At 68.1% G+C, this 11965-nt stretch carries 14 protein-coding genes; 7 read left to right on the forward strand and 7 right to left on the reverse strand.

Annotation, left to right across the window (positions count from 1 at the left end; translation table 11 throughout):
* Positions 1–66: 66 nt before the first annotated feature.
* Positions 67–993, reverse strand: a complete 927-nt coding sequence (locus FXO23_RS09795; RefSeq protein WP_158883163.1) for an erythromycin esterase family protein — start codon at positions 991–993, stop codon at positions 67–69.
* Positions 994–1292: 299 nt separating this feature from the next.
* Between FXO23_RS09795 and FXO23_RS09800 the strand changes: the two genes are divergently transcribed.
* Complete coding sequence (locus FXO23_RS09800) at positions 1293–2465, forward strand: S1 family peptidase (RefSeq protein WP_158883165.1); 1173 nt, start codon at positions 1293–1295, stop codon at positions 2463–2465.
* Between the two features lie 50 nt (positions 2466–2515).
* Here the strand turns inward: FXO23_RS09800 and FXO23_RS09805 are convergent, their stop codons facing one another.
* Together FXO23_RS09805 and FXO23_RS09810 are read right to left on the reverse strand one after the other, a co-directional pair.
* Complete coding sequence (locus FXO23_RS09805; RefSeq protein WP_158883167.1) at positions 2516–2863, reverse strand: Rossmann-fold NAD(P)-binding domain-containing protein; 348 nt, start codon at positions 2861–2863, stop codon at positions 2516–2518.
* Positions 2851–3018, reverse strand: a complete 168-nt coding sequence (locus FXO23_RS09810; RefSeq protein ID WP_158883169.1) for a hypothetical protein — start codon at positions 3016–3018, stop codon at positions 2851–2853. The genes FXO23_RS09805 and FXO23_RS09810 overlap by 13 nt, the downstream gene beginning before the upstream one ends.
* Positions 3019–3242: 224 nt before the next feature.
* Between FXO23_RS09810 and FXO23_RS09815 the strand changes: the two genes are divergently transcribed.
* The 6 genes from FXO23_RS09815 (at position 3243) to FXO23_RS09840 (ending at position 8768) form a co-directional block, all read left to right on the forward strand.
* A complete protein-coding gene (locus FXO23_RS09815; RefSeq protein WP_246257081.1) occupies positions 3243–4940 on the forward strand; it encodes an AMP-binding protein in 1698 nt (565 codons plus the stop codon).
* Positions 4941–5355: 415 nt separating this feature from the next.
* Positions 5356–5673, forward strand: a complete 318-nt coding sequence (locus FXO23_RS09820; protein ID WP_158883171.1) for a hypothetical protein — start codon at positions 5356–5358, stop codon at positions 5671–5673.
* 139 nt (positions 5674–5812) lie between these two features.
* The gene (locus tag FXO23_RS09825; protein ID WP_218951938.1) at positions 5813–6253 is read left to right on the forward strand and encodes a MerR family transcriptional regulator; all 441 of its coding nucleotides are present in this window, start codon (positions 5813–5815) and stop codon (positions 6251–6253) included.
* 11 nt (positions 6254–6264) lie between these two features.
* Positions 6265–7320, forward strand: a complete 1056-nt coding sequence (locus tag FXO23_RS09830; protein WP_158883173.1) for a threonine aldolase family protein — start codon at positions 6265–6267, stop codon at positions 7318–7320.
* Positions 7317–7958: a GntR family transcriptional regulator gene (locus FXO23_RS09835; RefSeq protein WP_158883175.1), complete on the forward strand. Its 642-nt coding sequence runs from the start codon at positions 7317–7319 to the stop codon at positions 7956–7958. Before FXO23_RS09830 ends, FXO23_RS09835 begins: the two co-directional genes overlap by 4 nt.
* A gap of 171 nt (positions 7959–8129) precedes the next feature.
* Positions 8130–8768, forward strand: coding sequence for a DUF4360 domain-containing protein (locus FXO23_RS09840; protein WP_158883177.1), 639 nt, complete (start codon positions 8130–8132; stop codon positions 8766–8768).
* Positions 8769–9263: 495 nt separating this feature from the next.
* Here the strand turns inward: FXO23_RS09840 and FXO23_RS09850 are convergent, their stop codons facing one another.
* The 4 genes from FXO23_RS09850 to FXO23_RS09865 all read right to left on the reverse strand — a co-directional run bounded on the left by FXO23_RS09850 (position 9264) and on the right by FXO23_RS09865 (position 11929).
* The gene (locus tag FXO23_RS09850; RefSeq protein WP_246257089.1) at positions 9264–10121 is read right to left on the reverse strand and encodes a helix-turn-helix domain-containing protein; all 858 of its coding nucleotides are present in this window, start codon (positions 10119–10121) and stop codon (positions 9264–9266) included.
* Positions 10122–10131: 10 nt separating this feature from the next.
* Positions 10132–10650, reverse strand: a complete 519-nt coding sequence (locus tag FXO23_RS09855; protein WP_158883576.1) for a DUF6879 family protein — start codon at positions 10648–10650, stop codon at positions 10132–10134.
* Positions 10651–10663: 13 nt separating this feature from the next.
* On the reverse strand, positions 10664–10882 hold the full coding sequence (locus FXO23_RS09860; RefSeq protein WP_158883181.1) for a hypothetical protein: 219 nt from the start codon (positions 10880–10882) through the stop codon (positions 10664–10666).
* Positions 10883–11002: 120 nt separating this feature from the next.
* Positions 11003–11929 carry a LysR family transcriptional regulator gene (locus FXO23_RS09865; protein ID WP_158883578.1) on the reverse strand — a complete coding sequence of 309 codons (927 nt, stop codon included), beginning with the start codon at positions 11927–11929 and terminating at the stop codon, positions 11003–11005.
* Between the last annotated feature and the right edge of the window lie 36 nt (positions 11930–11965).

Genomic DNA, 11965 nt, shown 5'->3' on the forward strand with positions numbered 1-11965 from the left:
TATTAGTTGCATACGCCTGTTATTGCAGACGATGGTTACCATACCACGCAACCGTGCCTCGGCGGCTCAACCGAGCAGGCGGACCGGGGTCACCTCCCGGACATGGGCCAGGCAGGCGAACCACTCCGCGAGCGAGCCGCCGGACAGGCGGTAGTCCGCGTTGTGCGCGGCGTCGAAGGTCGGCCCGATCAGCCGGGTCTTCGCCGGCGCGTCGAACCAGGCCCGGACCGGCTCCGGCGCGTCGGCGCGCAGGTCCAGCAGGTAGGCGTCCAGGCCCGCCGCACCGAGCACGGCATCGGCGAAGTCCTCGGGTGGCGCGGGCACGGGGTACGGAAGTTCCCCGTGGTGGAAGGTCAGCCCGATCGGCACGAACCCGGCGCCGAACCGCTCCCGCAGGTAGCTGCCCGCGTTCCGGTGGGTCAGCCCGGGGCCGACGTTCCGCGCGGGCCCGTGGGCCACATGCGCGATGCCGCCCCAGTAGACGATCTTGTGCCCGGTGCGCTCGTGCCAGCGGATCGTGTTCTCGGCCAGGCCGCGTTCGATCTCGGCGAGCGGGTTGGCCGGCCCGCGCGCCGGGCGGTCCGCGAGGGCGAACCGGACCGGATCGGCCGGGTGTCCGGCGTTGTAGGCGCGAATCCACCGCACCACGTCGAGGATCTCGGCGGTCCGGTAGAACGACCGGGCCCGCGCCAGCAGGTCGCGCGGATCGCCCTCGCCGGTGGTCACGTGCTCGTCGAGCCGGACGCTCAGGTCGTCGTCCCCCTCCAGGGCGAGCGAGCGGAAGCCCTGGTCCTCGACCAGGAACCGCAGCATCCGGTGCGCGAGGACGGACAGTTCGTGGCTCGTGCGGACCGACGCGGCGAGCGCGACCACCGTCGCGTCGCGCACGCGATCCCGCAGCGGATGCAAATCGTCGGGGGGCGCGGCGGGGTCGAGCGTGAGCGGGGTCGCGTGCTCGCCGATCCAGCCGCGCACGGCCGTGGTGGTCTCCATGCCGCCACGCTAGAACCTCAACCATCGTAGAGGTCAACCACGCGCGCACTCATTTTCCGAGGGCATTCCCGATCCATCGACACGCACGGAATCGAAACAACCGACGAAAGTACGAGATCGGCCCGAACCCTACTTTCGACGGTACGTGGCCCCGGATCGGCCGACTTAGCATCGGAAATCGTTGGGAGAAGTCCATTCGGGACAGCTCGGCGGATGATCCCCATCCCCATTTTGTCAGCACCCCGGCTGGATCCTGCCTTTTCCCGACATCAAAAACCCTGCTGCAAAAGGAAACCCTCATGCGAAAATGTGGGCCGATCGCCATTACCGCGTTGAGCGCGCTCGTCTGCCTCGGCGCGCTCAGCCCGACCGCCGCCGCGGCGCCGACCCCGGCGCCCTCCCCCGGGTACGACCCGGCGATGCTCGCCGTGCTGGCCGACCAGCTGCACGTCTCCCCGGCCGAGGCCGCCCGGAAGCTCGACCGGGAACGGGATCTGACGAAGTCGCTGGAAGGCGCCCAGGCCCGCGGGGTGCGGACCGACGGCGCGTTCTTCGACAACGCCGGCGCCCTGGTCGTCAACGTGCCGGACACCGTCACCGCCCAGGCCGCCCAGGCATCCGGGCTGGCCGCGCGCACCGGCGTGCGGGGCGAGCAGGCGCTGAACGAGCTGTCCCGGACCGTGGGCGCGGTGATCGGGGCCGACCTCGGCCAGGTCCAGTCGTGGGGTCCGGACCTGGCCGCGGACCAGGTCGCGGTGACCGTCGAACCGACCGCGAGCGCCGCACTGGTGAACCGGCTCACCGCCCTCCCCGGGGTGACCGTCCACACCGGACAGCCGACCGGGGACGTGCCGACCGCCGACGTGGTGCCGGGCCAGATCATGGACCTGGACCCGGGCACCAACTGCTCGCTCGGGTTCCCCGGCACGACCAGCGACGGCAACAACGTCCTGCTCACCGCCGGGCACTGCGTCCGGGGCAACCCGGACATCCTGAACCGCGGCGGCGTGCACATCGGCAAGGGCGTGGCCACCCGGTTCCCGAGTGTCGACATGGGACTGATGGACATCGACGCCGAGGACACCGGGCGCGGCTACGTCGACACCCGGATGAACACGACCGTCCGGATCACCGGCAGCTCGAAGGCCCCGGTGGGCACGACGCTGTGCAAGGCGGGCAACACCACCGGCTGGACCTGCGGCAAGATCACCGCGTACAACCAGACCGTCCGCTACAGCGGGGAAAGCACCGCCACCTCCGGGCTCGCCCGGTCCACGGTGTGCACCGAGGGCGGGGACAGCGGCGGCGCGTACATCGCCGGGAACACCGCGCAGGGCATGACCTCCGGCGGCCCCGCCGACGGTCACGACTGCGGCTTCAACCAGGGTGCGAACGCCACCGGTTCGTACTCCTACTACCAGCCCGTCGTCGACGCGGCGAACTACTACGGCGTGACCCTCACGCGCTCCTGAACACCGGACACACGACGAGGGGCGCCCGGGCCGGGGCGCCCCTCGTCGTGTCACCACGGCAGCGGGCCGTTCTCGTCGAAGTACCCCGCGGTCGGACCGGCACCGTCCACAGTGGCCAGCCGGACCGCGATCACCGCCCCCTGGGCCGGTGTGCGTTCGCCGCGATGACCGTTCAGGTCGGTCGCGCACATCCCCGGCGCGCAGGCGTTCACCTTGATCCCGGTGTCGCGCAGCTCCCGCGCGTACTGCACGGTGATCGCGTATTCCGCGGAGATCTCCTCGGCGGCCAGTTCGGCCACCGCCCGTTTCCCCGCCGCTCGCCGGTCACCAGGGCCACCGTCGTGGTCGTCATGGCCGGATTCGATCAGCTGGAGCGCGCGCCAGGTCAAGCCTGCCACTTCAGCAGGGTGCGCAGCCGCTCGTCCCGCAGGTACAGGCCCCCAGGCAAACCGAGTTCCAGCACGCCGAGACCGACCGCGGCCCCTGCCGGGAACCCGAGGGCGCGCCTCCGGCTCGGTGCGTTGCTGCGACCAGCTTCGCGCCGAAAACTCAAGTCGTCAAGACAAGCCTTCTTGTCGGATTTTTCGCGTATAGCCGACAGTGCATGCGGCAGAAATACGCACCTGACTGACAAATCTCGTTACTCCGCTTGGCGGAATCTTTGCGTCATTGCGCCAAACCCGATCACCGTGCGACGATCCTTGCTCGGTCTGCGATGTCGGAGACCAGGAGGAACGCATGCCCAGTAGGAAAGCGTCAGCCGGTTCGGTTGGACGGGTGGGCGTTCCCATGCTCGGCACCACGGCGCTGGTGCGCAACGGCGTGATGCGGCCGATGGCGCTGTCGAAGCTGCGCCGGATCTGGCGGAAGTACCGGAAGTGGGGCCTCACCGTGACGCTCGCGTTCACCGCGGGCGCCGTGCGGCATCCCGACCGGATCGCGGTGATCGACGACCGCGGTTCGATCACCTACCGCGACCTGGACGAACGGTCCACCCGGATCGCGCACGGCTTGCGTTCCCTCGGCATCGGCGAGGCCCGTCCCCGGATCGGGGTGCTGGGCCGCAACCACCGCGGCGTGGTCGAGTCCTGCCTGGCCGCCGGAAAGCTCGGCGCCGACGTGGTCCTGCTCAACACCGGGCTGTCCGCGCGCCAGATGCGGTCCGTCGTCGAAGAGCAGGGCGTCGACCTGCTGATCGTGGACGAGGACCTGCTGCCGCTGACCGCCGACTGCCCCGGCGACGTGCTGCAGGTGGTCGGCTGGGTCGAGAATCCCAGCGGCGCGGTCGCTTATGGTGATCGCCGGTGGCACACCCTGGATTCGCTGATCGCGAGTTCGCCCGGCTGGACGCTGCCGCTGCCCGGCAGGCACGGCCGGACGATCATGCTCACCTCGGGCACGACCGGAACGCCGAAGGGCGCCCGCCGGCCCGAACCGCGCAGCCTGGCGCCGATTTCCGCGACCCTGGACGTGATCCCGTTCCAGGCCGGCGAGGTGATGCTGCTGGCCCCGCCGCTGTTCCACATCCTCGCGTTCGGACACCTGCAACTCGGCGCGCTGCTGGGCGCGACGTTCGTGCTGCACCGGAAGTTCGATCCGCGCCGGGCGCTGGACGATCTCGGGCAGCATGGGTGCACGTCGCTGGTCGCGCCGCCGGTGATGTTGCAGCGCATGCTGGAGGTTCCCGGCGCCGAACTATCCACATGCGACAGCTCGGCGCTGCGAATCGTGCTCTCCGGCGGTTCCGCCCTGCCGACCTGGGTGGCGAACCGGTTCATCGAGCGGTTCGGGCCGGTGCTGTACAACGTCTACGGGTCGACCGAGGTCTCCTGGGCGACCATCGCGACGCCACGCGACCTCATCGAGGCCGAGGGCACCGCGGGCCGGCCGCCGCGCGGCACCCGGGTGGCCGTGCTCGGCGACAGCGGCGAGGTGCAGCCGATCGGCGAGGTGGGCCGGATCTTCGTCGGCAACGAGATGCTGTTCGAGGGGTACACCGAGGCGGACGCGGTGACCGAGACCCAGCTCGGCCTCATGTGCACCGGGGATCTGGGCTACTTCGACGAAAAGGGGCGGCTGTTCATCGCCGGCCGGGCCGACGACATGATCATCTCCGGCGGGGAGAACGTGTTCCCCCGCGAGGTCGAGGATCTGCTGATGCTGCGCGAAGACATCCGGGAAGTCGCCGCCGTCGGCGTGCCGGACGAGGAGTACGGTCAGCGCTTGGTGGCCTACATCGTGCCGGAGCCCGGTTTCGAGGTCTCCGCGGGCGAGGTGCGCGCGTACGTGAAGCGGAACCTCGCCAAGTTCTCCGTGCCGCGCGAGGTGATCTTCCTCGACGAGCTGCCCCGGAACCCGGCGGGCAAGGTGATCACCCGGGAACTGCCGGATCCGCCTGCCGATCTCGACCTCATTCCGCCCGGCCCCCGGACGAAATCGTCGCTGCCCGCGCATCGCCGCGACGCGATGGCCTGATCCTCTTCTCCCGGCGCGCCAGTGCGGAACATTTCGTCCTGGCGTGTAACACCACGCCCGCTTCGATCGACATGAGGGATAACGGCGACCACAAAGCCGGTCGGTGACTTTTTGTGTTCGACCCGCTGACCTGCCCACCATTCGTGTGACATGACAATCGCCCATGATGCTGGTCCACGCGGCAATAGTACTGGTCAGAGGATGACCGGGCCTCCGTTACTCAACTCTCGGAGTAACGCCATCGGGCGAACGCGGCCCACTCGATCTTGACGCCCCATTCGGGTGATCAGTAATCTTCGCCACGTCGAATTCCGGAATCGACTTCAACCCATCGGCATTGCCGTTTTTCACCCCCGCACGGCCATTCGCCCGTGCGGTTTTCAACGATATTTCTGGAGCGTTTTTCGTCATGATTATGCGAAAGGTTTTCGCGGTCGGCGCGATCAGTGTGGCGGCCGTGGTCGGGAGCGCCGCACCGGCCCTCGCGGCCACCCCGGACGACGTGACCACGCAGCCCGCGGGCGGCATCGGAGCACTGTGCGACCTGGGCACCTACGGCGATTTCAGCAAGCTGTGCGACCCGGCGACGCTGCTCACCCCGGCCGAGTACTGCGACCTGGGCACCTACGGTGACCTCACCGTTCTGTGCGACCCGGCGACCGCGCTCGACCCGAAGAAGTACCTGGATCTGGGCACCTACGGCGACTACAGCTGGTTGCTGGACCTGCACTGATCCGAGCGTTTCGACGAAAAGAGCCTCCGTATTCGGGGGGCGCAGGTGGGCCCGCGTGCCGGGCATGCACGCGGGCCCACCCCGGCATTCTACCCTCCGATTTTCCGACTTCGCCGGGAGACTGCAAGTTAATGTCAACATGAATTCAATCAGGGACGACGACACCCTGACCATCGGTGCGCTCGCCGCGCATTTCGGACTCGCTCCGCACGTATTGCGGCACTGGGAATCCATGCAATTGCTGACGCCGGCGAAAAGGGTCAACGGCCGGCGCCGGTACAACCGAGGGCACTACACGCGGATCGCGATGATCGTGCGGGGAAAGGCCGCGGGCATGAGCCTGGACCAACTCCGGGAGGTCTTCGCCGCGGCCAGCCCGGCGCTGCGGCGCGACCTGCTGCGGCGTCAGCACGCCGAACTGGAGCGGCGGCAGCGCGAACTCGAAGCGGCCAAGGTCATGGTCGAGCACGCCCTGACGTGCGAGGCGGAGGACCTGGCCCAATGCCCGGCCTTCCGGCGCCTGGTCGAGGCGCTGCCGGTGACCACGAGCACCCTTGCCGCGAAAGATTGCATGCAATAGCGTCTGATCGCATGCGATTCCTGTCCCACCATCGGCGCCGGACTTCCCGGGAATGGCTCGATCACCTGCGCTCGGCGCCCGGCGCCGACGAGCGGCCCGACAAGTACAACGAGGGCCCCGCGCTGCGGACCTTGGAACGCGAAGTCGCCGCGCTGCTGGGAAAACCGGCCGGGCGCTTCGTGATCAAGGGAGTCATGGCGCAGCAGGCCCTGTTGCGGGTGTGGACCGAGCGCAGGTGCAGCCCGGTGGTCGCGCTGCACCGCCGCAGTCATATCGAACTCGACGAGGACGCCGGTTTCCAGCGGCTGCACGGATTGCGCCCGGCCCGGCTGGCGGACTGGGAACCGTTCACCGTCGCCGATCTGGATGCCGTGGCCGAGCGGATCGGCGCGGTGGTCGTCGAACTGCCGATCCGCCGGGCGGGACACCGCCTGCCCGGCTGGACGGAACTCGTGGCGATCTCCGAGTGGTGCCGGGAGCGCGCCGTCCCGCTGCACTTCGACGGCGCGCGGCTCTGGGAATGCGCGCCGCACTACGGCCGCACGGTCGCCGAGATCGCCGCCCTGGCGGATTCGGTGTACGTGTCGCTGTACAAGACCCTCGGCGGGCTGGGTGGCTGCGTGATCGCCGCCGAACCCGAGGTCCTGGCCGAAACCCGGCCGTGGACGACCCGGCACGGCGGCAACGTCTTCACCGTGTTCCCCTATGTCCTGGCGGCCCGCGAGGGCCTGCGGTCCCAGTTGCCGCGGGTGCCTGGGTACTGCGCGCGGGCCCATGCCCTCGCCGCGGCGCTGGCGCGGATCCCGGGCGTCGCCCTCACCACGGATCCACCGCACACCAACGCCTTCGGCCTCCACCTGCCCGGCACACCGGACCGGCTGAGCGCGGCCAACCAGCGCGTCGCCGAATCGGCCGGGGTCTGGTTGTTCGACCGGTTCAGCGGCACGCCGCTGCCCGGCCGGAGCCTGTGCGAGGTCACCGTCGGCGAAGCGACGGAGGAACTCACCGATGCCGAGGCGGCCGGACTGGTGGCGCGCCTGATCGAGCTCGCCGGGGACCCGGCATGACCGGCGCACCGCGGGACGCGCGGCGGAAGAACGTCGAAGAGCTGCTGCGGAAACGGATTCTCACCGCGGAGCTGGGCCCCGGGCAGCACATCAACGAAAGCCGGGTCGCCGGGGAACTCGGGGTCAGCCGGACCCCGGTGCGCGAAGCGTTGCTGCGGCTGGAAGGGCAGCGGCTGGTGCGCTTCGACCAGGGGCGCGGATTCTTCGCGGCACCGCTGTCCGCCGACGAGGTGCGGGAGACCTACCCGATCATCGCCCAGCTGGAACTGCTGGCGGTCACCACCACCGGGCCGGTGCTGCGCACGCTCGTTCCCCGGCTGACCGAGATCAACGCGGACTTCCGAGCCGCCGAAGATCCCGCGCGGTCGCACGCGTGCGACGCGGAGTTCCACCGCACCCTGGTCTCCCGCTGCGGCAACAGCCGCCTGCTCGGGCTGCTCGACCGGCTCTGGCAGACCATCCGGCGGTACGAGTACGGGTACCTGGCCGACGAGGACGACCACCGGCGGTCGGGCGAGCAGCACGAGTCGATCGTCGCGGCGATCGCCGCCGACGATTTCGCCCGCGCCGCGCGGGAGGTCCACGACAACACCCTCGGCTCGATGCACCCCCTGCTCGAACGCCTCGGGCAGGGTTGAAGATCCATTTCCGGTGAATAGCATCCGCATATAACGCCAATCGGCTGTGCGGCCAGGAGTTCACCCGCACCAGCCGCATTGCTCCGTTCAGTAGGTGATTGCCCGCCACGCCCGCGCTAGACTCCCAATCCTGGGGCGACCGTGCAACTAATTTTTGATTGCGAGGGCCCTATGGTCATATTGATCGCGTTGACAAGTGCGATCCTTTCCCTATTCACCACGTCCACCCCGGCATCGGCCAAGACTCCTCCCCCGGCCGACCGGATCACCCTGGAAGTCCAGACCGTCAACGGTTCGGGCTGCCCAGCCGGTACGGCGAAAGTGACCACGTCCCCGGACGGCACCTCGTTCCGGGTGACCTACAGTCAGTTCGTCGCGCAGGTGGGCCCGAACGCCAAACCCACCGATATCCGCAAGAACTGTCAAATCAACCTGCTGGTGCACATTCCGCAAGGATTCACCTATGCCATCGCCCAGGCCACCTATCGTGGATACGCGAATGTGGCGAGCGGCTCGAGCGTAATGGAAAGAGCGAACTACTACTTCTCCGGGCAAACTCCCACCGAACGGGTCAGCCATCCGATTCCCGGCCCGTACCGGGATTACTGGCGCTTCACCGACACGACCGACATCGCCTCGCTGGTCTACGCACCCTGCGGCAAGGACCACAGCTTCAACATCAACGCCGAACTGCGCGCGACCGCCGGCCCTTCGACGCCACCCAATACGGCCAGCTTCATCACGATGCAGTCGACCAGCGGAGATGTCTACACCGACTACCAACTCTCCTGGAAGGAGTGCGACCGCTGATCCCCGCGAACAGACGCGGATAACGTCACGCCATGCGGCTCCCGGGCTCGTTCCGAGTTCGGGAGCCGCTGAGCGACGCACGGGCGGCGAGAACGAGTCGCACCCGAAAACCGAGCGCATGGGCGTAGGCCTGCACCTGCCACAGCGGAGCCTCACCACGGATGCCGGGCGATTCCAGCCGACTCAACGTAGACCCGCCCACGCCGACGCACTTCGCCAGATCCTTCTGCGTGATCCCGCGATCCCCGGCGGTGCGCCACCAACTGATGGATCAGGCAAAGGTAATCGTCGCTGTGCGGGTCGAGCATCAGCGACTCGCTGTTGTGACTCACTCGCGTTCCTCAGGTGTGGACACATCGCCTTCATCGGTCTCGACCGTGCCCTGCGCGTCTATCCGCCAGCTCATGCCGAGGACGGTATGCATCCCGCCATCCGGTCTCAAGGAAGTTGCTCGTACTTTCTCGAAACCAACCAACGGCGGTGAACCGGGGGCAATCAGTCGCCATCCTCGGGCAGTTGTTCCGCGAGATCGTCGATCACCCGGGTGATGATCGCCCGCGCCGCCCGGCCGTAGCTGGCAGTGGTGGCCAACGATCTGAAGACTTCCGCGTACAAGCCGGTTTCCTGCGGCTGGGCAAGGTTGAGTTCGGCGGAGAAGGTCTCAACCATCACCCGGTCTTCGTCCAGCAGCCAGAAACCGTGAGCGGGAGCAACCGCGTAGGCGGTCTCGAAGCCGATGACCCCCAGCTTCACGTTGGGCAAGGCGGACAAGGAGACCAGGCGATCAAGCTGCCCGAGCATGATCTCAGGGGCACAGAGCCGGTAGCGCAACGCCGCCTCGGTGAGCACGAAATGGAACCGCTTCTCGGGGCGGTACAAGATGTCCTGCCGCTGGATGCGCGCCCGGACGGCGTCGTCGATGTCGTCGCGCACCTTGTGCACGGCAACGCTCTGCGCAAAGCGCGCTTCGGCGTACCCGGCCGTCTGGAGCAGACCGGGGATGAAGGTGGACTCGAACACGCGAAAGAACCGGGTCTTGGCGTTGGCTTCCGCGATTTCAGCCTGATGCCGTTGGAGCCCGGTCCTGAGCTGGCGCTGCCACTCGGCGTGTTGGATTTCGAGAGTGTGCAGCGAGGCGAGCAGCCCTTCGGTCTCGGCCTCGCTGTTGGTTGCCCGCGTCCAGCCCCGGATGTCGTCATCGCTCGGGGTTTGACGGCCGTTCTCGAGCTTGGACACTTTCGAGGTCGGCCACGACAAGGACTCCGCGAGCTGCACACCGGTGAGGTGAGCTTGCCGACGAAGCTCGCGGAGCCGTTTGCCCAGCGCACTGCGTGCCTCATGAACATTGGACACGCCGGATGCCTTATTCCGCGGCAAAGTCATCCCGCCGTACTGCCTTGTGCCAGGCAGCGTCGCGCCAGAAGTTGTGCCGCACGACCTCGGCCGGGTCCGCCATGACCTCGCCGCCCAGGAAGTTCTCCTCGGCGTCGAAGTGCATTCGCACGAGCTTGCTCGAGTCGAACAGCCAAAAGTCGTACTCGGGCAGCTCAGCAGCGTCCTCTCTCGCCAGATAGCGAATGTCCTCACCCGCCGCGTTGGTGTACTTGGCACAGAACAAGCCGAAGCGGCTGTAGTCGGTGAGTGGCGTTGAAACCACTCGGACGCGGCTGAACCGGCGTCCCTTCTCGGTCGCCTCCCTGATCATGGTCAGCCAGTTCTGGAACCACTCCATGTCCACTGACTCACCCGCGACGAACTGGCGCAAGGCTGCCGACTCGTTGGCGGACTTGTACTGGTCTCGCGTCTCCAGCCGGAACGCCGTGTGGTCGAAGGCGCGGAAGAGTTCAGCGAACTCGGGGCCGGGCTTTATGAGCTGTGTCAGGGCCTTCCTCCTCCTAGTGGTACCGGCGAGCGTAGAACTTCAGCACCTCTTCGGGAATCTCGACGAGGGATTCGTGCCTGGGCACCGGGCCGATGTCGGCCAGGACCTGAGGATCAGTCACCTTCCAGCCCTGGACGACGTAGGTGGTTCTGTCCGATCGATCAGTGGCGAACAGGGTGGGCGATTGGCCTTCTTGGGAGTCTGGGTCTTTGCCGAGGAACTGAGCACGCATCTGGGTCTCCTTGCGAGCAATCACACGAACCTTGCGCACCAAGGGTCGGGGCCGTGACTGGCCCGGTCAAGGCTTGTCCATCACTTGGGGCAATCAGATTTGCACTGTGCGCAATCGAGGTTAGGCGATGAACTCGACGCCGGTGGGGAGAGTGCCGGTCGTGGCGGCTTTGCGGAGGTAGGTCAGCAGCGACGCGCCGAACGCGCGGGAGGCGTTGGTCGGGGGCACGCCGGTGCGGTGGGCCAGGGCGACGGTCCGGTGCGGTTTCGGCGCCGCCAGCGCGATTCCCCGGAGCCGCGGGTGACCGGCCAGGACCATGCTCGGCACGATCGCGACGCCGAGATCGGCTTCCACGAACCGCAGGACCGCGTCCATCTCGCCGCCCTCGACCACGAGCTTCGGTTCGAAGCCGGCTTCCCGGCAGGCGTCCAGGGTGGTTTCCCGCAGATCGTAGCCGCGCCGGAACATCACAATCGGCAGTTCGCGCAGCGAGGTGAGCCGGATCCGGTTCGCCGGGAGCCCGGTCCGCGTCACCGCGGCGGCCAGGACCAGGTCCTCACGCAGGATCGGGGTCGTGGTGAGCACCGGATCGGCCGGGACCGCACCGGTGATCAGGGCGAGGTCCAGATCGCCGCGGACCAGCGCCCCGGTCAGGTCCCGGGATCCGCCTTCCTCCACGATGAGCCGCACCCCCGGGTAGTCGTGGTGGAACCGGCTCAGCACCTCGGCGAGCACGCTCACGCACAGGCTCGGCGTCGCGCCGAGGCGGACCCGGCCGCGGCGGAGGCCGCGCAGTTCGGCCACCTCCAGCCCGGCGGCGTCCACGTCGGCCAGGATCCGGGTGGCGATCGGCAGCAACGCCTCCCCCGCCTCGGTGAGCGCGATGTTCCCGCGCACCCGGGTGAACAGCGGTGTGCCGAATTCGGTTTCCAGGGCCCGGATCTGCGTGCTCAGTGAGGGCTGCGCCACAGTCATCTCCGCCGCGGCGCGGGTGAAGTGCCGCGTCCGGGCCACCGCCAGGAAGTACCTGAGCTGCTGCAAGGTCATGCCCGGACGTCCCGGTTCGGCACCCTTCATAGCTTC

Origin of the sequence: Amycolatopsis anabasis (assembly GCF_009765355.1) — a bacterium.
GTDB lineage: Bacteria > Actinomycetota > Actinomycetes > Mycobacteriales > Pseudonocardiaceae > Amycolatopsis > Amycolatopsis anabasis.